At 60.4% G+C, this 21,284-nt stretch carries 20 protein-coding genes and 1 tRNA gene; all 21 read left to right on the top strand.

Going from position 1 to position 21,284, the window contains the following annotated elements; genetic code table 11:
- Positions 1 to 84 precede the first annotated feature (84 nt).
- The 21 genes from ACXJKE_RS02930 (at position 85) to ACXJKE_RS02830 (ending at position 21,278) form a co-directional block, all read left to right on the top strand.
- The gene (locus tag ACXJKE_RS02930; protein WP_457279072.1) at positions 85 to 1,335 is read left to right on the top strand and encodes a branched-chain amino acid ABC transporter substrate-binding protein; all 1,251 of its coding nucleotides are present in this window, start codon (positions 85 to 87) and stop codon (positions 1,333 to 1,335) included.
- 55 nt (positions 1,336 to 1,390) lie between these two features.
- On the top strand, positions 1,391 to 2,578 hold the full coding sequence (locus tag ACXJKE_RS02925; RefSeq protein WP_457279071.1) for a pyridoxal phosphate-dependent aminotransferase: 1,188 nt from the start codon (positions 1,391 to 1,393) through the stop codon (positions 2,576 to 2,578).
- 145 nt (positions 2,579 to 2,723) lie between these two features.
- Complete coding sequence (gene rpsO, locus ACXJKE_RS02920; protein WP_348046953.1) at positions 2,724 to 2,990, top strand: 30S ribosomal protein S15; 267 nt, start codon at positions 2,724 to 2,726, stop codon at positions 2,988 to 2,990.
- 220 nt (positions 2,991 to 3,210) lie between these two features.
- Positions 3,211 to 5,328: a polyribonucleotide nucleotidyltransferase gene (pnp, locus tag ACXJKE_RS02915; protein WP_457279070.1), complete on the top strand. Its 2,118-nt coding sequence runs from the start codon at positions 3,211 to 3,213 to the stop codon at positions 5,326 to 5,328.
- A 77-nt stretch (positions 5,329 to 5,405) separates the two neighbouring features.
- On the top strand, positions 5,406 to 6,392 hold the full coding sequence (locus tag ACXJKE_RS02910) for an NAD(P)H-quinone oxidoreductase (protein WP_457279069.1): 987 nt from the start codon (positions 5,406 to 5,408) through the stop codon (positions 6,390 to 6,392).
- Between the two features lie 7 nt (positions 6,393 to 6,399).
- A complete protein-coding gene (gene tpiA, locus ACXJKE_RS02905) occupies positions 6,400 to 7,170 on the top strand; it encodes a triose-phosphate isomerase (RefSeq protein WP_457279068.1) in 771 nt (256 codons plus the stop codon).
- Positions 7,171 to 7,203: 33 nt separating this feature from the next.
- Positions 7,204 to 7,620: a preprotein translocase subunit SecG gene (gene secG, locus ACXJKE_RS02900; RefSeq protein ID WP_457279067.1), complete on the top strand. Its 417-nt coding sequence runs from the start codon at positions 7,204 to 7,206 to the stop codon at positions 7,618 to 7,620.
- A 114-nt stretch (positions 7,621 to 7,734) separates the two neighbouring features.
- Positions 7,735 to 7,819: transfer RNA gene (locus tag ACXJKE_RS02895), tRNA-Leu, on the top strand.
- Positions 7,820 to 7,917: 98 nt separating this feature from the next.
- Positions 7,918 to 8,277: an NADH-quinone oxidoreductase subunit A gene (locus ACXJKE_RS02890; RefSeq protein ID WP_007864471.1), complete on the top strand. Its 360-nt coding sequence runs from the start codon at positions 7,918 to 7,920 to the stop codon at positions 8,275 to 8,277.
- A 152-nt stretch (positions 8,278 to 8,429) separates the two neighbouring features.
- Positions 8,430 to 8,909, top strand: coding sequence for a NuoB/complex I 20 kDa subunit family protein (locus ACXJKE_RS02885; protein ID WP_007864469.1), 480 nt, complete (start codon positions 8,430 to 8,432; stop codon positions 8,907 to 8,909).
- Between the two features lie 3 nt (positions 8,910 to 8,912).
- Positions 8,913 to 9,521: an NADH-quinone oxidoreductase subunit C gene (locus ACXJKE_RS02880; protein WP_457279066.1), complete on the top strand. Its 609-nt coding sequence runs from the start codon at positions 8,913 to 8,915 to the stop codon at positions 9,519 to 9,521.
- A 25-nt stretch (positions 9,522 to 9,546) separates the two neighbouring features.
- Complete coding sequence (locus tag ACXJKE_RS02875) at positions 9,547 to 10,800, top strand: NADH-quinone oxidoreductase subunit D (protein WP_457279065.1); 1,254 nt, start codon at positions 9,547 to 9,549, stop codon at positions 10,798 to 10,800.
- A gap of 17 nt (positions 10,801 to 10,817) precedes the next feature.
- Complete coding sequence (gene nuoE, locus ACXJKE_RS02870; protein ID WP_457279064.1) at positions 10,818 to 11,312, top strand: NADH-quinone oxidoreductase subunit NuoE; 495 nt, start codon at positions 10,818 to 10,820, stop codon at positions 11,310 to 11,312.
- Positions 11,309 to 12,712, top strand: coding sequence for an NADH-quinone oxidoreductase subunit NuoF (gene nuoF, locus ACXJKE_RS02865; protein WP_457279063.1), 1,404 nt, complete (start codon positions 11,309 to 11,311; stop codon positions 12,710 to 12,712). Before nuoE ends, nuoF begins: the two co-directional genes overlap by 4 nt.
- 19 nt (positions 12,713 to 12,731) lie before the next feature.
- The gene (gene nuoG / locus ACXJKE_RS02860) at positions 12,732 to 14,888 is read left to right on the top strand and encodes an NADH-quinone oxidoreductase subunit NuoG (RefSeq protein WP_457279062.1); all 2,157 of its coding nucleotides are present in this window, start codon (positions 12,732 to 12,734) and stop codon (positions 14,886 to 14,888) included.
- Positions 14,885 to 15,958, top strand: a complete 1,074-nt coding sequence (gene nuoH / locus ACXJKE_RS02855; RefSeq protein WP_457279061.1) for an NADH-quinone oxidoreductase subunit NuoH — start codon at positions 14,885 to 14,887, stop codon at positions 15,956 to 15,958. Before nuoG ends, nuoH begins: the two co-directional genes overlap by 4 nt.
- 144 nt (positions 15,959 to 16,102) lie before the next feature.
- On the top strand, positions 16,103 to 16,600 hold the full coding sequence (gene nuoI, locus ACXJKE_RS02850; protein WP_457279060.1) for an NADH-quinone oxidoreductase subunit NuoI: 498 nt from the start codon (positions 16,103 to 16,105) through the stop codon (positions 16,598 to 16,600).
- 38 nt (positions 16,601 to 16,638) lie between these two features.
- Positions 16,639 to 17,298 (top strand): NADH-quinone oxidoreductase subunit J, encoded by a 660-nt coding sequence (locus ACXJKE_RS02845; RefSeq protein ID WP_457279059.1) that lies wholly within the window; start codon positions 16,639 to 16,641, stop codon positions 17,296 to 17,298.
- Positions 17,295 to 17,603, top strand: coding sequence for an NADH-quinone oxidoreductase subunit NuoK (gene nuoK / locus ACXJKE_RS02840; protein WP_007864437.1), 309 nt, complete (start codon positions 17,295 to 17,297; stop codon positions 17,601 to 17,603). The genes ACXJKE_RS02845 and nuoK overlap by 4 nt, the downstream gene beginning before the upstream one ends.
- Positions 17,604 to 17,747: 144 nt before the next feature.
- Positions 17,748 to 19,772, top strand: a complete 2,025-nt coding sequence (gene nuoL, locus ACXJKE_RS02835) for an NADH-quinone oxidoreductase subunit L (protein WP_457279058.1) — start codon at positions 17,748 to 17,750, stop codon at positions 19,770 to 19,772.
- Positions 19,773 to 19,802: 30 nt separating this feature from the next.
- Positions 19,803 to 21,278: an NADH-quinone oxidoreductase subunit M gene (locus tag ACXJKE_RS02830; RefSeq protein ID WP_457279057.1), complete on the top strand. Its 1,476-nt coding sequence runs from the start codon at positions 19,803 to 19,805 to the stop codon at positions 21,276 to 21,278.
- The last annotated feature ends 6 nt before the right edge of the window (positions 21,279 to 21,284 follow it).

Here is a 21,284-nt window from a genome sequence, read left to right as displayed (position 1 = left end):
GGTGTGCAAGCGGTTTATTCAAGCCAAATCAGGCAAAAGACCAGGGTCTATTTTTTTATGCAGAAACACTTGAAACGCTTCCTCATGGCCCTATGTCTTTGCGCCTCGGCGGCGGCGTTCGCGCAGACCGCAAGCCAGCCGCCTGTGCCGGCACCTGTTCGTATTGCGCTGATCGAAAGCCTGTCAGGCGCATTCGCCAATACCGGCGAAGCGGTGTTCCGAAACCTCGTCTGGGCCACTGAGCGCGTCAATGCCCGCGGCGGTGTGAAGCTGGCAGGCGGCCCGCGCAACCTGGTCGTTGAGCGCTACGACAGCAAGGGCCAGAACGAAGAGGCGCTGGCGGCATTGCGCTCGGCGATCGACGACGGCGTGACCATCGTTGCACAGGGCAATTCCTCCGCGATTGCGGCTGTGCTGATCGACGCCATCAACAAGCACAACGAACGTGAGCCGAACAAGCGCGTGCTGTTTCTCAACTACTCGGCGGTCGACCCGATCCTGACGAATGAAAAGTGCAGCTACTGGCATTTCCGCTTTGATGCGCATGCAGACATGCGCATGGCCGCGCTCATGGATGTGCTCCGGGACGACAAGGCGCTCAAAAGCATTTACCTGATCGGCCAGGACTACAGTTTCGGCCAGGCCGTGCTGCGCGAGGCGCGCAAGCAACTGGGTGCGCAGCGACCCGACGTGCAGATCGTGGGCGACGAGTTGCACGCGCTGGGCCGTGTCAAGGACTTCATTCCCTATGCCGCGAAGATCAAGGCCAGCGGAGCGCAGGCAGTGCTTACGGGCAACTGGGGTAACGACCTGACGCTGTTGATCAAGGCGGCAAGGGAAGTCGGTTACGAGGGCAAGTTCTATACCTTCTACGGCAACGCGCTGGGCGTGCCGGGCGCGCTGGGCGATGCCGGCGTAGGCAAGGTGATCGCGGTGGCCGACTGGTTCCCGAATGAGGCGGGCGTGCAGTCCGAAGCCTTCTACCAGTCCTTCCGCCAGCGCTTTCCCAAGCCTCAGGACGACTATGTGCATATGCGCATGCAGCTGATGATTGAGGCCCTGGCCCAAAGCCTTGACAAAGCGGGCAGTGCTGACGCCGGCGCGGTGGCGGCGCAGCTTGAGCGCAGTACGGTCACTTTTGCGGGCCACAAAGGCGCGATGCGCTCGGCCGACCACCAGTTCCAGCAGCCGCTGCTGGTGGCGTTGATGGGCAAGCAGGGTTCGCCGGGTGTGAAATTTGACGTGGAGGGTTCCGGCTACGGTTTTCGCGTCATCAAGACTATTTCGCCCGAAAAGGCCGAGCAGCCCAACAGCTGCAAGATGGTCCGGCCTTGAGTTCAAATTGGCTGATTGAATAATTGATTGAAGCCGGCAGGCGGACGGACTATCCATGAGAAAAACTGTTTTAGATCTTGAAGAATCGATGATCCGCCAGGTGGCCAACGCGGGCATGGGGCGCGATGACGTCCTCAAGTTCTGGTTTGGCGAGAGCGATGAGGTCACGCCCGCGTTTATCCGCGATGCGGCGGCTGCATCGTTGCAGCAGGGCGAGACTTTTTATGCGCAAAACCTGGGCTTGCCAGAGCTGCGGGAGGCTATTGCCAATTACGCGACGGGCCTGCGCTGTGCGGGGGCCGCGCCGATCACGGCCGAGCGCATCGCTGTGACTTCCGGCGGCGTCAATGCGCTAATGCTGGCGGTGCAGGCGCTGGTGGATGCCGGCGACGAAGTTGTGGCCGTGACGCCTGTCTGGCCCAACCTGACGGCCCAGCCGGCCATCATGGGCGCGCAGGTCAAATGCGTCAGCCTCAAGCCGGTGGCAGGCGAGTGGCGGCTTGATGTGGCCGAGCTACTGGCCGCCATCACGCCGAAAACCAAACTACTCATCGTCAACGCGCCCAACAATCCCACTGGCTGGACGCTGTCGCGCGCCGAGCAGGAGGCCATCCTGGCGCATTGCCGCAAGACCGGGACCTGGATCCTGGCGGACGAGGTCTATGAACGGCTTTATTACGAGGCCACCCCTAACGGTTGCGCCCCCAGTTTTCTGGATATCGCCGCGCCCGAGGATCGACTGGTGGTCGTTCACAGCTTTTCCAAGAGCTTTTTGATGACCGGGTGGCGCCTGGGCTGGCTGGTGATGCCGGCTGCCATGACGCCACACATGGGCAAGCTGGTGGAGTTCAACACCTCCTGCGCGCCGGTGTTCGTGCAGCGGGCCGGGCTGGTGGCTATCGAACGCACGGCCGATATCACGCCCCGGGTGGTTGCCCATCTGAAAACCTGCCGCGACACTTTGGTGCCGCTGCTGCAGGCCGTGCCGGGCGTGCAGTTGGCGCCGGCCAAAGGCGGCATGTACGCCTTTTTCAGGCTGGAAGACCAGGCGCGCTTTGGGGACTCGCTGGAGACGGCCAAACGCCTGGTCGTGGAGGCCGGGCTGGGTCTGGCGCCCGGCAATGCCTTCATGGTCAACCCAGGCCCGGAGGCCCAGGGCTGGCTGCGCTGGTGTTTCGCCAGCCAGGACGTGGACAGGCTTGGGCAGGGGGTGGGGCGCCTGAGGCGCTGGCTTGGGCTATAATCCAAGGCTCTGCGCAAATTGAGGCCCCAGATAGAAGTTTTAGGGGCCTTTTCATGCCGGAACACGACGAAAGCGGTTTATTCAACTCCCATGTCGGGAACGCTGCTTCGCTCGCAAGCGCACCTCGGTGCAAGAAAGAGAAAACATGATTGCAAAATCAATCAAGGCCGAAATCGTTCAGGCCAACGCACGTGCCGCCGGCGACACCGGCAGCCCTGAAGTTCAAGTGGCGCTGCTGACCGGCCGCATCAACGAACTGACCCCCCATTTCAAGGCCAACGCCAAGGATCACCATGGCCGCCGCGGTCTGCTGCGCATGGTGAGCCGCCGCCGCAAGCTGCTGGACTACCTGAAGTCCAAAGATGCCGAACGTTACACCGCGCTGATCGCCAAGCTTGGCCTGCGCAAGTAATCGGTAACAACGATTTGAAAGCGCCTGAGTTAGTTCACTAGCTCAGGCGCTTTTTACTTCGGAGCAAGGCAAAACGAGCACGCGCTGTGTCATTCCACAAGAAAAGCCCTGGTCAGGCCTCTGATCCCAGGCATTTTGTGGAATGGCATCGTGTTCAGCCAGCCGCCGCTCCGGGCCTCCCGCACTGCCTCAAGTGCGTGAATTTAGTGGAGATAAGAACATGAGCATTTTCAACAAAGTCACCAAGTCTTTCCAATGGGGCCAGCACAAAGTCACGATGGAAACCGGCGAAATCGCACGCCAGTCCAGCGGCGCCGTCATCGTTGATATGGACGGCACCGTGGTGCTGGCCACCGTGGTTGCCAAGACCGATGCCAAGCCCGGCCAGGATTTCTTCCCCCTGACGGTTGACTACCTTGAGAAAACCTACGCCGCCGGCCGCATTCCCGGCAGCTTCTTCAAGCGCGAAGGCCGCCCCAGCGAATTCGAAACGCTGACCTCCCGCCTGATCGACCGCCCGATTCGCCCGCTGTTCCCCGAAGGCTTCTTCAACGAAGTGCAGGTCGTGATCCACGTGCTGTCGTTGAACCCTGAAGTGGAAGGCGACATCCCCGCGCTGATCGCTTCGAGCGCCGCCTTGTCGATCTCCGGCATCCCGTTCAACGGCCCCATCGGCGCCGCCCGCGTTGCTTACATCGACGGCCAATACGTTCTGAACCCCGGCAAGACCCAGCTCAAGGATTCGAAGATGGACCTCGTCGTGGCCGGCACTGAAGCCGCCGTGCTGATGGTCGAGTCCGAAGCCCAGCAACTGTCCGAAGAAATCATGCTCGGCGCCGTGGTGTTCGGCCATGAGCAGGGCAACATCGCCATCAACGCGATCCACGAACTCGTGCGCGACGCCGGCAAGCCGGTCTGGGACTGGAAAGCTCCCGCCAAGAACGAACCGCTGATCGCCAGGGTCAACGAACTGGCCGGCGCCAAGCTGCAAGCCGCGTACCAGATCCGCGCCAAGCAAGCCCGTACGCAAGCCTGCCGCGTGGTGACTTCCGAGGTGATGGCCGCACTGAAGGCTGACGGCGTTGAATTCGACGGCGTGGCCGTTGAAGGCATGCTGTTCGACATCGAAGCCAAGATCGTTCGCAGCCAGATCCTGGCCGGCGAGCCCCGTATCGACGGCCGCGACACACGCACCGTGCGCGCGATTGAAATCCGCAACAGCGTGCTGCCACGCACCCACGGTTCGGCCCTCTTCACGCGTGGCGAAACCCAGGCGTTGGTCGTGACCACACTGGGTACCGAGCGCGACGCGCAGCGCATCGACGCACTGTCGGGCGACTACGAAGACCGCTTCATGCTGCACTACAACATGCCCCCGTTCGCCACCGGCGAAACCGGCCGTGTTGGTTCGCCAAAACGCCGCGAGATTGGTCATGGGCGGCTTGCGAAGCGCGCGCTGATCGCCGTGCTGCCCACAAAGGAAGAATTCCCGTACACCATGCGTGTGGTGTCTGAGATCACCGAGTCCAATGGCTCCTCGTCGATGGCTTCGGTTTGCGGCGGCTGCCTGTCGCTGATGGACGCCGGCGTGCCGATGAAAGCCCACGTGGCCGGTATCGCCATGGGCCTGATCAAGGAAGACAACCGCTTTGCCGTGCTGACCGACATCCTGGGTGATGAAGATCACCTGGGCGACATGGACTTCAAGGTTGCGGGTACCACCTTCGGTATCACCGCGCTGCAGATGGACATCAAGATCCAGGGCATCACCAAGGAAATCATGCAGGTCGCACTGGCCCAGGCCAAGGAAGCCCGCATGCACATCCTGGGCAAGATGCAGGAAGCCATGGGTGAAGCCAAGGCCGAAGTCTCCGACTTCGCGCCGCGCCTCTATGTGATGAAGATCAATCCCGAGAAGATCCGCGACGTGATCGGCAAGGGCGGCGCCGTCATCCGCGCGCTGACCGAAGAAACCGGCACGCAGATCAACATCGAAGAAGACGGCACCATCACCATCGCGTCGAACGACAGCGCCAAGGCCGATGAAGCCAAGCGCCGCATCGCCGAGATCACCGCAGAAGTCGAAATCGGCAAGGTCTACGAAGGCCCGGTCACCAAGATCCTGGACTTCGGTGCACTGATCAACCTGCTGCCCGGCAAGGACGGCCTGCTGCACATCAGCCAGATCGCCCACGAGCGCGTCGAGAAGGTCACCGACTACCTGAGCGAAGGCCAGATCGTCAAGGTCAAGGTTCTTGAGACCGACGAAAAAGGCCGTGTCAAGCTGTCGATGAAGGCCCTGCTGGATCGTCCGGCCCAGGACCAGGACCGGGGCTGATCAATATCCGCTATTGATTTTGTAGCTGCTTGCGCTCTTGTACAGAGGGCTGGCGGCTCAAATGACCTTGATACGCCATGAAAGTTGTTGAAATTACCTCCTACGGCAAGCCTGAGGTGTTGTGCCTGGCTGATCGCCCGGCGCCCATCGAAGGTTCTGGCGAGGTAGTGATCCGCGTGAGCGCCAGTGGCGTCAACCGCCCTGATGTTCTTCAGCGCATGGGTCACTACCCGGTACCGCCAGGGGCGTCCGACATTCCCGGGCTTGAGGTCGCGGGTGTGATCGTGTCCGGCGATGCCGGGGCCATGACTGCAGCCGGTCTCAAAATCGGTGACCGTGTCTGCGCGTTGGTCGCCGGTGGTGGCTATGCCGAGTTGTGCGTTGCTCCGATTGGGCAGTGCCTGCCGGTGCCTTCAGGGCTGAGCGACATCGAGGCGGCATCTTTGCCCGAGACTTTTTTCACCGTCTGGAGCAATGTGTTTGAGCGCGCTTACCTGCAGCCGGGTGAAACCTTGCTGATCCAGGGCGGTTCCAGCGGTATCGGCGTTACGGCCATCCAGATTGCCAAGGCCTTGGGGGCCACGGTGCTGGTAACGGCCGGCAGCGACGAAAAATGCGCTGCCTGTGTGGCCCTGGGCGCGGACCATGCCATCAACTACAAGACCAGCGACTTTGCAGAAGAGGCAAAAAAGCTGACCAACGGGAAGGGCGTCGACGTCATTCTTGATATGGTTGCCGGTGGTTATGTTGCGCGAGAAGTTGACTGCATGGCCGAAGACGGCCGTCTGGTCATCATTGCGATACAGGGCGGGGTCAAGTCCGAGATCAATGCAGGATTGGTGTTGCGCAAGCGCTTGACCGTCACCGGTTCAACCCTGCGTGCGCGATCTGTTGAATTCAAGACCGCGATTGCGAAGGCCTTGAAAGAAAAAGTCTGGCCGCTGATTGCCAGCGGCGCTGTCAAGCCGGTGATTCACAGCACGTTTGCCGCTGCGGATGCAGCCAAGGCGCACGCGCTGATGGAGTCCAACCAGCATGTCGGCAAGATCGTTTTGACCTGGTGAGCCAAGAATGAAAAAACTCATTGCGGGAAACTGGAAGATGAACGGCAAGTTTGGCCAGAACAAGGCCTTGCTTGACGCTGTGCTTGCCGGATTGAAGGCGAAGCCCCCGGCTTGCGGCGTTGCTGTTTGTGTGCCGTTTCCGTACTTTGTGCAGGTACAGGATTACCAAGATCGAAGCCGTGACGAATCAGGCAACCCGATGCTTTCTCTCGGTGCGCAGGACGTGTCTGCTCACGAAGCAGGTGCGTATACCGGAGAAGTCGCAGCGTCCATGCTCAAAGAGTTGACGGTGCGTTATGTCATCGTCGGCCATTCGGAACGCCGCCAGTACCACGGTGAAACGGATCAGCTGGTGGCAGACAAAGCCAAGGCGGCACTCGCCGCCGGCATCACGCCCATTGTCTGCGTGGGTGAAACCCTGGCAGAGCGTGAAGCCGGCCACACTGAAGAGGTCGTCAAGCGTCAGCTGGCCGCAGTCATACATACCAACGGTCATTGCATCAGCGAAATCGTGGTGGCCTACGAACCCGTATGGGCTATCGGTACCGGCAAGACGGCGTCACCGGACGAGGCGCAGGCGGTGCATGCAGTGCTGCGGACCCAGCTGAAAGCGGCAACCGACCAGTTTGCCCGCGTGAAAATCCTGTATGGCGGCAGCATGAATGCGGCCAACGCGGCAACGCTGCTGGCCCAGTCCGATATCGATGGCGGCCTGATTGGCGGTGCCTCGCTCAAAGCCCCCGATTTTTTGACAATTATTGCTGCAGCCCGCAACTGACGAGCGCAGAACGCTATTAATTTAGGAGTAGATATGAACGTTGTATTAACCATTGTCCTCGCCGTGCAAATGCTCTCGGCACTCGGCATGATTGGCCTGATCCTGGTGCAACACGGCAAGGGCGCAGACATGGGCGCGGCATTTGGCAGCGGCGGTTCGGGCAGTCTTTTTGGCGCCAGCGGCAGTGCCAATTTCCTGTCACGCACTACCGGTGTTCTCGCCGCGTTGTTTTTTGCCTGCACCTTGCTGCTTGCTTACTTTGGCAATGCTCCTGCACGCACAAGCTCCAGCGTCCTGGAGGGGGCCGCCGTGACCGCTCCGGCGCCGGCTGCTGCAGCTTCCGGCGCGGCCCAGATTCCGGGAACCTCTGCACCTGCGGGCACCGGCACTGCTGTTCCTGTCCCGCCTGCACCTGCCGCCTCCGGTGCTGCGCAAATCCCGACGAAATAACGAGATTTTGCTGTTGCCCGCAGTCGGGAGCAGCAATATTTCGGGGTAAACTCTAAGACTGTCTGGAAAGCCAAAACCGCAAGGTTCCTCATGCCATCCAGGCAGTTAAATACCGCGGACGTGGTGAAATTGGTAGACACGCTATCTTGAGGGGGTAGTGCCGAAAGGTGTGCGAGTTCGAGTCTCGCCGTCCGCACCAGATTGACATGCATCGGCAGCAACGCTCCGGCAGTGCTGTCGGCTCAAACGGCAAGCTGAAGCAACCGCGCAAGTGGCTTTTCAGAAGTTGAATCCACGATGAACCTCGATCAATACCTTCCTGTTCTTTTGTTTATTCTGGTGGGTGTGGGTGTCGGTGTGGTGCCTCAGGTCCTGGGGCGTTTGTTGGGCCCTGTGCGTCCCGACAGCGAAAAAAATTCCCCTTACGAATGCGGCTTCGAGGCTTTCGAAGATGCCCGCATGAAATTCGATGTGCGCTACTACCTGGTCGCCATCCTCTTCATTCTTTTTGACCTCGAAATCGCGTTTCTTTTTCCTTGGGCCGTGGCGCTCAAGGAAATCGGCCCCGTCGGTTTCTGGTCCGTCATGATTTTCCTGGGCATTCTGGTCGTGGGCTTTGTCTACGAGTGGAAAAAGGGTGCGCTGGACTGGGAGTGATTTCATTTCCAAATCGAGCGTGAACGCGAAGGTCCGCCGTAGACAGTGCTAAGGCACGGCAAGGCGGGCCGACAAAGTGCAAGTTTGATTTGGAAATGAAATAAGAAGATCCCGAGGGTTCTCTAGGCGGGTCACGCCACAAAGGTACGGGTATGTCACTTGAAGGTGTTTTCAACGAAGGCTTCATGACCACGAGTTACGACTCGGTGGTGAACTGGGCCAAGACGGGTTCGCTTTGGCCCATGACGTTCGGCCTGGCCTGCTGCGCCGTCGAAATGATGCATGCGGGCGCGGCGCGTTACGACCTGGATCGCTTCGGCATGTTGTTTCGTCCCAGCCCACGTCAGTCCGACCTGATGATCGTGGCTGGCACGCTGTGCAACAAGATGGGACCGGCACTGCGCAAGGTGTATGACCAGATGTCCGAGCCGCGCTGGGTGTTGTCCATGGGCTCTTGCGCCAATGGCGGCGGCTATTATCACTACAGTTACTCCGTGGTTCGCGGCTGCGACCGTATCGTGCCGGTTGACGTGTATGTGCCCGGCTGCCCACCCACAGCGGAAGCGCTGATGTACGGCATCATCCAGCTGCAGCAGAAAATTCGTCGCACCAACACGATTGCGAGGGCATAAGACATGTCCTCTTCTCCTGTTTCCATGGAGCAACTCGCCGAAACGATTCGTGCAGTGCTCGGCGACAAAGTCAAGAATCTGAACATCGCGCTCGGTGAGATCACTCTTACGGTTTCTGCTGCCGACTACCTGGCTGCCGCAACCCAGTTACGTGATGCGCCCGGTTGCCGCTTCGAGCAACTGATCGACCTGTGCGGCGTCGATTACTCCGAATACAAGGACGGCCAATACGACGGTTTGCGCTATTGCGTGGCGTCGCATCTGTTGTCGGTCAGCCTCAACCAGCGTGTTCGCCTCAAGGTGTTCTGCCCCGACGATGATTTCCCCGTGGTGGATTCGCTCAATGGCATCTGGAACTCGGCCAACTGGTTCGAGCGCGAGGCCTTCGACCTCTACGGGATCATCTTCGAGGGCCACAACGACCTGCGCCGCATCCTGACCGACTACGGCTTCATCGGCCATCCTTTCCGCAAGGACTTCCCGACTTCGGGCCACGTGGAAATGCGCTACGACCCCGAGCAAAAGCGCGTGATTTACCAGCCGGTCACCATCGAGCCGCGTGAGATCACTCCCCGTGTGATCCGCGAAGACAACTATGGCGGGCTGCAGTAAGCGGCGCTTGCAAGAGATACCCCACATGGCAGAAATCAAAAACTACACGCTCAACTTTGGGCCACAGCATCCCGCGGCACACGGTGTGCTGCGCCTGGTGCTCGAGCTCGACGGCGAAGTGATTCAGCGCGCCGACCCGCATATCGGCCTGCTGCACCGCGCGACCGAAAAACTCGCCGAAAGCAAGACCTACATCCAGTCGCTGCCCTACATGGACAGGCTGGACTATGTCTCGATGATGTCCAACGAGCATGCCTACTGTCTGGCCATCGAAAAACTGCTCGGCGTCGACGTGCCGGTTCGCGCGCAGTACATCCGCGTGATGTACGCCGAAATCACGCGCCTGCTCAACCACCTGCTGTGGCTGGGCGCGCACGGTTTCGACTGCGGCGCGATGAACATCCTGATTTATTGTTTCCGCGAACGAGAGGCGCTCTTCGACATGTACGAGGCCGTGTCCGGCGCGCGCATGCATGCGGCCTACTTCCGCCCGGGCGGCGTCTACCGCGACCTGCCCGACAGCATGCCGCAATACCGCGTCAGCAAGGTCAAGAACGCCAAGGCCATCGCGGCGCTCAACGAGAACCGCCAGGGTTCTTTGCTCGACTTCATCGAGGACTTCAGCAACAAATTCCCCGGTTATGTCGATGAGTACGAAACCCTGCTGACGGACAACCGCATCTGGAAGCAGCGCACCGTCGGTGTCGGCGTTGTGTCGCCTGAGCGTGCCCTCAACCTCGGCTTCACCGGCCCCATGCTCCGCGGCTCGGGTTTCGCCTGGGACTTGCGCAAGCAGCAGCCCTATGATGTCTACGACAAGATGGACTTCGACATCCCGGTCGGCAAGACCGGCGACTGCTACGACCGTTACCTCGTCCGTATCGAAGAGATGCGCCAGTCCAACCGCATCATCAAGCAGTGCATTGACTGGTTGCGTGTCAACCCCGGACCTGTGATCACCAGCAACCACAAGGTGGCCGCACCCGACCGCGAATCCATGAAGACCAACATGGAAGAGCTGATCCACCACTTCAAGCTCTTCACCGAAGGCTTCCATGTGCCCGAAGGCGAAGCCTATGCGGCGGTCGAGCACCCCAAGGGCGAGTTTGGTATCTACATCGTCAGCGACGGCGCCAACAAGCCGTATCGCCTGAAGATTCGTCCGCCGGGTTTCCCGCACCTTGCGGCCATGGACGAAATGTCGCGCGGCCACATGATCGCCGATGCCGTCGCCGTGATCGGCACCATGGACATTGTGTTCGGTGAGATTGATCGCTAAACCGGATGGTTTCCCCCATGATTTCTGAACAAACCAGAGCGCGCTTCGACCGCGAAGTCGCCAAATACCCCGCGGACCAGAAACAGTCGGCCGTCATGGCCTGCCTGACCGTCCTGCAGGAAGAGCACGGCTACGTGAGCGCCGAGAGCGAAAAAGTCGTGGCCGAATACCTCGGCATGGCGCCCATCGCCGTGCATGAAGTCACCACCTTCTACAACATGTACAACCAGCGCCCCGTTGGCAAGTACAAGCTCAACGTCTGCACCAACCTGCCTTGCCAGCTGCGCGACGGCGCCAAGGCGCTGAAGCACCTGGAGCACAAACTGGGCATCGCCATGGGCGAGACCAGTGCCGACGGCCTCTTCACGCTGCAGCAATCCGAATGCCTGGGCGCCTGCGCGGATTCCCCGGTGATGCTCGTCAATGACCTCACCATGTGCAGCTTCATGAGCAACGAGAAGCTGGACCAGCTCATCGAAGGCCTTCAATCCGCCGAGGCAAAGCAACCATGACGCTCGCACCCCTGAATCCCCACAGCGCAGCCGCGCAAAGCGTGCTGTCCCAGTTCTCGGCCACCGGCGTGCAGACCTGCTTTCACGGCCGGCACATCAACCCGCAAATTCTGGCTGACCTCGACGGCAGCAACTGGCGCCTCAAGGATTACGAAGCCCGTGGCGGCTACCAGGCCCTGCGCAAGATCCTGAAACAGGATGGCGGCGAGGGCATGACGCCCGACCAGGTCATCGCTGAAGTCAAGGCCGGCAGCTTGCGCGGCCGCGGCGGCGCGGGTTTCCCGACCGGGCTCAAGTGGAGCTTCATGCCGCGCCAGTTCCCGGGCCAGAAATACCTGGTCTGCAACTCGGATGAGGGTGAGCCGGGCACCTGCAAAGATCGCGACATCATGCAGTACAACCCGCACAGCGTGATCGAGGGCATGGCGATCGCCGCCTACGCCATGGGCATCAGCGTGGGTTACAACTACATTCACGGCGAAATCTTCGCGACCTACCAGCGCTTTGAAGAAGCCCTGGAAGAAGCACGCGCTGCCGGCCTGCTGGGCGACAACATTTTCGGCAGCGGTTACAGCTTTCAGCTCCACGCCTCGCACGGTTTCGGCGCCTACATCTGCGGCGAAGAAACCGCGCTGCTCGAATCGCTCGAAGGCAAAAAAGGCCAGCCGCGCTTCAAGCCGCCGTTCCCGGCCAGCTTCGGTCTCTATGGCAAGCCCACCACCATCAACAACACCGAGACCTTTGCGGCCGTGCCCTGGATCATCCGCAACGGCGGCCAGGCCTACCTTGAATGCGGCAAGCCCAACAACGGCGGCACCAAGATCTATTCGGTTTCGGGCGACGTCGAGCTGCCCGGCAACTACGAAGTACCCATGGGCACGCCGTTCTCCAGGCTGCTCGAACTCGCCGGCGGCGTGCGCAAGGGTCGCACACTCAAGGCCGTGATTCCCGGTGGGTCGTCGGCGCCCGTGTTGCCGGCTTCCATCATGATGGAATGCACCATGGACTACGACTCCATCGCCAAGGCCGGCTCCATGCTGGGCTCGGGTGCGGTGATCGTGATGGACGACAGCCGCTGTATGGTCGAGTCGCTTAAGCGCCTGTCCTACTTCTACATGCACGAATCCTGCGGCCAATGTACCCCCTGCCGCGAAGGCACGGGCTGGCTCTGGCGCGTCGTGGACCGCATCCACAACGGCCACGGCAAACAAACCGACATGGACCTGCTCAACTCGGTGGCTGACAACATCCAGGGCCGCACCATCTGCGCGCTGGGCGACGCTGCGGCCATGCCGGTGCGCGCCATGATCAAGCATTTCCGCCATGAGTTTGAAGCCATGATCAAGACGCCAGCCCCTCAGGCTCCCACATCCCAGGCTTCGGCTGCTGCGCAAGCCTGAGTAGCGGAAAGAAAAAAATATGGTTGAAATAGAACTCGACGGCCAGAAGGTGGAAGTGCTGGAAGGCAGCACGGTGATGCATGCGGCCGAAAAAGCCGGCACCTACATTCCGCACTTCTGCTATCACAAGAAACTCAGCATTGCCGCCAACTGCCGCATGTGCCTGGTCGACGTGGAGAAGGCGCCCAAGCCCATGCCGGCCTGCGCTACGCCCGTCACGCAAGGCATGATCGTGCGCACCAAGAACGACAAAGCCATCAAGGCCCAGAAGGGCGTGATGGAGTTCCTGCTGATCAATCACCCGCTGGACTGCCCGATCTGCGATCAGGGCGGCGAGTGTCAGTTGCAGGATCTTGCCGTAGGTTACGGCGGCAGCGAATCGCGCTACGAAGAAGAAAAGCGCGTGGTCTTCCACAAGGACGTCGGCCCGCTGATTTCCATGCAGGAAATGAGCCGCTGCATCCATTGCACGCGCTGCGTGCGCTTCGGCCAGGAAGTGGCCGGCGTGATGGAACTCGGCATGTCGCATCGCGGCGAACACGCCGAGATCGAAACCTTCGTCGGCATGTCGGTGGATTCCGAGCTGTCCGGCAACATGATCGACATCTGCCCGGTTGGCGCGCTGACCAGCAAGCCTTTCCGCTACAGCGCCCGTACCTGGGAGCTGTCGCGCCGCAAGTCGGTCAGCCCGCACGATTCGACCGGTGCCAACCTGATCGTCCAGGTCAAGAGCAACAAGGTCATGCGTGTCGTGCCCCTGGAGAACGAAGACGTCAACGAATGCTGGATCGCCGATCGCGACCGCTTTTCGTATGAAGCCCTCAACGGCGATGAGCGCCTGACCAGCCCCATGCTCAAGCAAGGCGGCGAATGGAAAACCGTCGACTGGCAGACCGCCCTTGAATACGTGGCCAACGGCCTCAAGCAGATCAAGGCCGATCACGGCGCCGGCAGCATCGGTACTCTGGCTAGCCCGCACAGCACGCTCGAAGAGCTGTACCTGGCCGCCTCCCTGATGCGCGGCCTGGGCAGCGAGAACATCGATTACCGCCTGCGCAACGCCGAGTTCGCCCCGCCCTCGGCCATCCGCTGGCTGGGCACCTCCATCGCCTCGCTGTCGCAGCTGCAGCGCGTGCTGGTGGTCGGGTCTAACCTGCGCAAGGACCATCCGCTGTTCGCGCAGCGCATACGTCAGGCTGTCCGCAAGGGCGGGGCGTTGAGCGCCATTAACTCCGCCGCCGAACTGGCAAACGCCGACGCGTGGGCCATGCCTGTCGCCAATAGGCTGCTGGCAGCGCCCGAAGCCTGGACCCAGTCCCTGGCCGATGTGGCGGCAGCGATTGCCGCCGACAAAGGCGTCACGGCGCCGGCCGTCGGCCAGGCCACCGATGCCGCCAAGGCCATCGCCAAGTCCCTGCAGGGCGGCGAGCGCAAAGCCATCCTGCTGGGCAACGCCGCAGCGCACCATGCCAACGCTTCCAGCCTGCTGGCGCTTGCCAACTGGATAGGCGCGCAGACCGGCGCCACCGTGGGTTACCTGACAGAAGCCGCCAATACCGTGGGTGCCCAACTGGCCGGCGCCTTGCCTGCCGGCAAGGGCCTGAATGCCGGTCAGATGCTGGGCGGCCAGCTCAAGGCCGTGATTCTGCTCAACAACGAACCCGAGTTTGACTCGGCTGCCGGCGCCAGTGCCAAGTCTTCGCTCAACGCCGCACAGATGGTCGTGACGCTGAGCCCTTTCAAGGCCAACATGGGCTTCAGCGATGTGCTGCTGCCGATTGCGCCTTTCACCGAAACGCCCGGCACCTTTGTGAACGCCGAGGGCCGCGTGCAAAGCTTTCACGCCGTCGTCAAGCCGCTGGGCGATACCCGTCCGGCCTGGAAGGTGCTGCGCGTGCTCGCCAACGTGCTGGGCTTGCCCGGCTTTGATTTCGAATCCTCGCAGGACGTACTCAAGCAGGTCGCGGGTGCCGATGCGGCGCAGCTTCCCGCGGACAAGCTCGGCAACAGCACCCAGGCCGCTATCGACCTGTCGGCCGTTATCGTCCAGGTGCCTGCGGTGGCCAGCATTTACCAGCTCGACGGGCTGGTCAGGCGCGCGACATCGCTGCAGCTGACGGCGGATGCCCGCCAGGCCGCCGGCCTCGAAGCCAGGCTCGAAGGAGTGACGGCATGATTGATGGAATCTTCGCCTTCGGCCAGGGTTTGATGGGCGGCATCTGGCCAGCCACGGTGTGGCCAGTGTTGTGGACGCTCATCAAAATCGTCTGCGTGCTGTTGCCGCTGATGGGTCTGGTGGCCTACCTCACCTTGTGGGAACGCAAGGCCATCGGCTTCACCCAGATTCGCCTGGGCCCCAACCGGGTCGGGCCTTTCGGCCTGCTGCAGCCGATTGCCGATGCGCTCAAGCTGCTGACCAAGGAAATCATCATCCCCACGGCAGCCAGCAAGGGCCTGTTTGTGCTCGGCCCCATCATGACCATCATGCCGGCCCTGGCCGCCTGGGCCGTGATTCCCTTCGGGCCCGAGATCGCGCTGGCCAACATCAATGCAGGCTTGCTATTCCTGATGGCTATTACCTCACTCGAGGTCTATGGCGTGATCATCGCGGGATGGGCTTCGAACTCCAAATACGCCTTTCTGGGCGCCATGCGCGCTTCGGCGCAAATGGTCAGCTATGAAATCGCGATGGGCTTCTGCCTGGTGGTGGTGCTCATGGTGTCGGGCAGTCTCAACATGACAGACATCGTGATGAGCCAGGGCAAGGGCACGCTGGCCAGCCATGGCTGGACTTTCCTGTCCTGGAACTGGCTGCCACTGCTGCCGATCTTTGTCGTGTACTTCATCTCCGGCCTGGCTGAGACCAACCGCCACCCCTTCGACGTCGTCGAAGGCGAGTCCGAAATCGTGGCTGGCCATATGGTCGAGTACTCGGGCATGGCTTTCGCGATGTTCTTTCTCGCTGAATACGCGAACATGTGGCTGGTCGCCATCCTGGCCGTGCTGCTGTTCCTGGGCGGATGGCTGCCGCCTGTTGAAGCCCTGAGCTTCATCCCCGGCTGGATCTGGCTAGGCGCCAAGACCTTTGTGGTCGTCACCATGTTCCTGTGGGTGCGCGCCACCTTCCCGCGCTTTCGTTATGACCAGATCATGCGTTTGGGTTGGAAGATTTTTATCCCCGTGACCCTGGTCTGGCTGGTGGTCGTCGGGGCCTGGATGCAGACGCCGTACAACATCTGGAAGTGACTATGAGCCCCCACGTTCGCTCACTTCGTGTAGCTCTCTGCCCCCCGAGGGGGCCGCTGCGCCTGCGGTCTGGCAAAGCCAGTCCCGCGGCCCCTGCTTGCATCAACGCATCGCCGGCAAGCTCCACTTCCGCAGGAAATTGATATGTCCACCGTAGCTTCCATCAAAGACTTTGCGTCGAGCTTCATGCTCACCGAGCTGTTCAAGGGCATGGCCCTGACTGGCAAGTACATGTTCAGCCGCAAGATCACGGTCCAGTTCCCTGAGGAAAAAACCCCGCTGAGCCCGCGTTTTCGCGGCCTGCACGCGCTGCGCCGTTATGAAAACGGCGAAGAGCGCTGCATCGCCTGCAAGCTCTGCGAAGCGGTGTGCCCGGCCATGGCCATCACCATCGAATCTGACGTGCGCGAAGACGGCAGCCGCCGCACCTCGCGCTACGACATCGACCTGACCAAATGCATCTTCTGCGGTTTCTGCGAAGAAAGCTGCCCGGTCGACTCCATCGTCGAGACTCACATCTTTGAATACCACGGCGAAAAACGCGGTGACCTGTATTTCACCAAAGAGATGCTGCTGGCCGTGGGTGACCGGTATGAATCCGAAATCGCCGCCAGTCGCGCGGCTGACGCCAAGTACCGCTGAATCCCAAGCCGCTGGCTCAAGAAAGAATCCACAACAACATGGACGCTAAAACAGGTCTTTTTTATGTTTTTGCCGCGGTGCTGCTGTTTGCAGCATTCAAGGTGATTACCGCGCGCAACCCCGTGCATGCGGCGCTGTACCTCGTGCTGGCATTTTTCCAGGCATCCGCCGTCTGGATTCTGCTCAAGGCCGAGTTCCTGGCCATCACGCTGGTGCTGGTTTATGTGGGCGCCGTGATGGTGCTGTTCCTGTTCGTCGTGATGATGCTGGACATCAACATCGACAGTGTGCGAAAAGGTTTCTGGAAGCACTTCCCGCTGGCCGGCTCCGTGGGGGCCATCATCGCGCTGGAAATGTCCTATGTGCTGATGGGTGGCTTCCGTGAACCCCCGAAAGCTGCAACTGCGGCGGGTCAGATCGGCGCGMAGGTCTCCAATACCAAGGAACTCGGCAAGCTGCTGTACTCGGAATACCTCTATCCACTGGAAGTTGCCGCGGTGATCCTGCTGGTGGCCATCATTGCCGCCATCGCGTTGACCTTGCGTGCGCGCAAGGACTCCAAATACCAAAATCCTTCAGAGCAGATCCGGGTTAAGCGCGCGGACCGCGTCAGCTTGGTCAAGATGAAATCCGTCGTGGCCGCACCGGTTGCCGCGACCGCTACAACCGCCGTTCCCGCCGAGGAGAAGAAAGCATGACTCTCACCCTGGGACATTTTCTTTCGCTGGGCGCGATGCTGTTCGCGCTGTCGGTCATCGGCATCTTCCTGAACCGCAAAAACCTGATCGTGCTGCTGATGGCCATCGAACTCATGCTGCTGGCGGTCAACATGAACTTCGTGGCCTTCTCGTACTACCTGAATGACATGGCTGGTCAGGTTTTTGTGTTCTTTATCCTGACCGTCGCGGCGGCTGAATCGGCCATCGGCCTGGCCATCCTGGTGCTGCTGTTCCGCAACAAGTCCAGCATTAACGTAGACGAACTCAATACGCTCCAGGGCTAATGATGACGCTCCCCCCCGAAGCGGCCTTCGGCCGCCTCCCCCTCAAGGGGGCGCCGCTGACGGTCCGGCAAAGCCGGTTCCGTGGCGGCCTTGGCATGGCTTCCTTGTTTGCCTGCGTAACTTGCTTGGCGGAAAAAAACTAATATGGCATCCACCCTCAACGCTTCAACTCTGCTGGCCGTTCCGTTGGCACCCCTGGCCGGCGCCCTGGCGGCCGGTATCCTCGGCACCTCTTTTGGCGGCAACTGGATAGGCCGTCGCCTGTCGCACACCCTCACCATCCTCGGCGTGCTGGTGGCCTTCATCATTTCGGCAATGACGCTCAAGAGCGTGGCCATCGATGGCGCGCGCTTCAACGAGACGCTCTACACCTGGATGAACGTCGGCGGCCTGAAGATGGAAATCGGCTTCCTGGTTGACGGCCTCACGGCCATGATGATGTGCGTGGTGACCTTTGTGTCGCTCATGGTGCACATCTACACCATAGGCTACATGGAAGAAGACGAGGGCTACAACCGCTTCTTTGCCTACATCTCGCTGTTCACCTTCTCCATGCTGATGCTGGTGATGAGCAACAACATGCTGCAGCTGTTTTTCGGCTGGGAAGCCGTGGGCCTGGTGTCTTACCTGCTGATCGGCTTCTGGTTCAACAAGCCGACCGCCATCTTCGCGAACATGAAGGCCTTCCTCGTCAACCGCGTGGGCGACTTCGGTTTCATCCTCGGCATTGGCCTGATCGCTGCCTATGCCGGCACACTGAACTACGGTGAGGCCTTTGCCAAGGCCGGCGAGCTTTCCAAGCTGAGCTTCCCGGGCACCGGCTGGATGCTGGTAACCGTGATCTGCATCTGCCTCTTCATTGGCGCCATGGGCAAGTCGGCGCAATTCCCTTTGCACGTCTGGTTGCCGGATTCCATGGAAGGCCCAACCCCGATCTCCGCGCTGATTCACGCGGCAACCATGGTGACGGCCGGCATCTTCATGGTGGCGCGCATGTCACCGCTGTTTGAGCTCAGCGATACCGCGCTCAGTTTCATCATGGTGATTGGCGCCATCACGGCCTTGTTCATGGGTTTCCTCGGCATCATCCAGAACGACATCAAGCGCGTGGTTGCGTATTCCACACTCTCGCAGCTGGGTTACATGACGGTGGCGCTGGGCGCCTCGGCCTATTCTGTCGCGGTGTTCCATCTGATGACGCACGCTTTCTTCAAGGCGCTGCTGTTCCTGGCCGCCGGCTCGGTCATCATCGGCATGCACCACAACCAGGACATCCGCTGGATGGGCGGCGTGCGCAAGTACATGCCTATCACCTGGATCACCTCACTGCTGGGTACACTGGCCCTTATAGGCACGCCTTTGTTCGCGGGGTTCTACTCCAAGGACAGCATCATTGAAGCCGTGCATGAAAGCCATCTGGCAGGCGCCGGCTTTGCCTACTTCGCGGTGCTGGCGGGCGTTTTTGTGACGGCCTTCTATTCATTCCGCCTGTATTTTCTGGTGTTCCACGGCAAGGAACGTTTTGACCAGAACCCCGATGCGCACCACCATGGCCACGACGATCACGGCCACCATGACGAGCATCATGAGCCGCACGAGTCCCCCTGGGTCGTGACAGTGCCGTTGATCCTGCTGGCGATCCCGTCCGTGGTCATCGGCTTTATGACGATTGAGCCCATGCTGTACGGTGACTTCTTCAAGGATGCCATCCTGGTGAATCTCGAAAAACATCCCGCCATGGAAGAGCTGAAGCGGCTGTTCCACGGTCCGGCCCAGATGGCCTTGCACGGGCTGACGGCTGCGCCGTTCTGGCTGGCCTTGTCGGGCTCGGTGCTGGCCTGGTACATGTACATGATCAACCCGGCCCTGCCGGCCGCGATCAAGCGCATGTGCATGCCAGTCTTCACGTTGCTCGAGAACAAGTACTACCTTGACTGGTTCAATGAGAACGTATTGGCCCGGGGCACGCGCGCACTTGGTACCGCACTCTGGAAGGGCGGCGACCAGAAGCTGATCGATGGCGCGCTGGTCAACGGTTCATGGAAGCTGGTTGGCTGGGTTTCCGGCATGGTGCGCCGGCTGCAGTCCGGCTACATCTACCACTATGCCTTCGGCATGATCATTGGCGTGTTTGTGTTGATGACGTATTTCGTCTGGCTCAATCGCTGATCAGTTCAACAAAATCAAGGAAGAACAAGAATGGGTTTGTTGAGTCTTGCGATCTGGACGCCGATTGTTTTCGGTGTGGTTCTGCTGGCACTGGGCCGTGACGAGCAGGCGCGCAGCGTTCGCTGGGTCGCGCTGATAGGCGCGGTCGTCAGCTTCCTGGTGACGTTGCCTTTGTACAGCGGTTTTCAGCTGGATACGTCGGCCATGCAGTTTGTCGAAAAGGGCAGCTGGATCCAGCGGTTTAATGTCAACTACCACGTGGGTGTTGACGGCATTTCGCTGTGGTTTGTGCTGCTGACGGCTTTCATCAATGTGGTCGTCATCATCGCCAGCTGGGAAGCCATCACCACGCGCGTGAACCAGTACATGGCTTCTTTCCTGATCCTCAGCGGACTCATGATTGGCGTGTTTGCGGCACTGGACGGCATTCTGTTTTACGTGTTCTTTGAAGCCACGCTGATCCCGATGTACCTGATCATCGGCATCTGGGGCGGTCCCAACAAGATCTATGCGGCCTTCAAGTTTTTCCTGTACACCTTGCTCGGCTCCCTGCTGATGCTGGTGGCACTGATCTTCCTGTACAACAAGTCGGGCGGCAGCTTCGACATCCTGACCTGGCACAAGCTGCCTCTGGGCAGCACGGTGCAGACATTGCTGTTCTTCGCCTTCTTCGCAGCCTTTGCCGTCAAAGTGCCGATGTGGCCAGTCCACACCTGGCTGCCCGATGTGCACGTTGAGGCCCCCACAGGTGGTTCGGCCGTGCTGGCCGCCATCATGCTGAAGCTGGGCGCTTACGGTTTCCTGCGCTTCTCGATGCCTATCGCTCCGGATGCTGCGCATGAATGGTCCTGGCTGATGATTGCCCTGTCCTTGATTGCTGTCATCTATGTTGGTTTGGTTGCACTGGTGCAGCAGGACATGAAAAAGCTGGTGGCTTATTCGTCTGTGGCCCACATGGGCTTTGTCACCCTGGGCTTTTTCATCTTCAACGACCTGGGCGTTTCCGGCGGCATCGTGCAGATGATCGCCCACGGCTTTGTGTCGGGCGCGATGTTCCTGTGCATTGGTGTACTGTACGACCGCGTCCATTCGCGCGAAATTGCCAGCTACGGCGGCGTGGTGAACACCATGCCCAAGTTTGCGGCCTTTGCCCTGCTTTTTGCCATGGCCAACTGCGGCCTGCCGGCCACAGCCGGTTTCGTCGGCGAGTGGATGGTGATTCTGGGTGCGGTCAAATACAACTTCTGGATAGGCGGCGCGGCAGCGACGGCGCTCATATTTGGCGCAGCCTACACCCTGTGGATGTACAAGCGCGTTTACCTGGGCCCCGTGGCCAATGACGACGTCAAGGCACTCGTCGACATCAACAGCCGCGAATTCCTGATGCTGGCGTTGTTGGCTATCGCTGTGCTGTACATGGGCATCTATCCCAAGCCGTTTACCGATGTGATGAATACTTCAGTGGCGGACCTGCTCAAGCATGTCGCAGCCTCCAAACTGAACTGAAGATGA

The organism is Polaromonas sp. P5_D5, assembly GCF_054049435.1.
The sequence above is the reverse complement of the archived record's forward strand: the minus strand, read 5'-3'. Positions and strand labels throughout refer to the sequence as shown.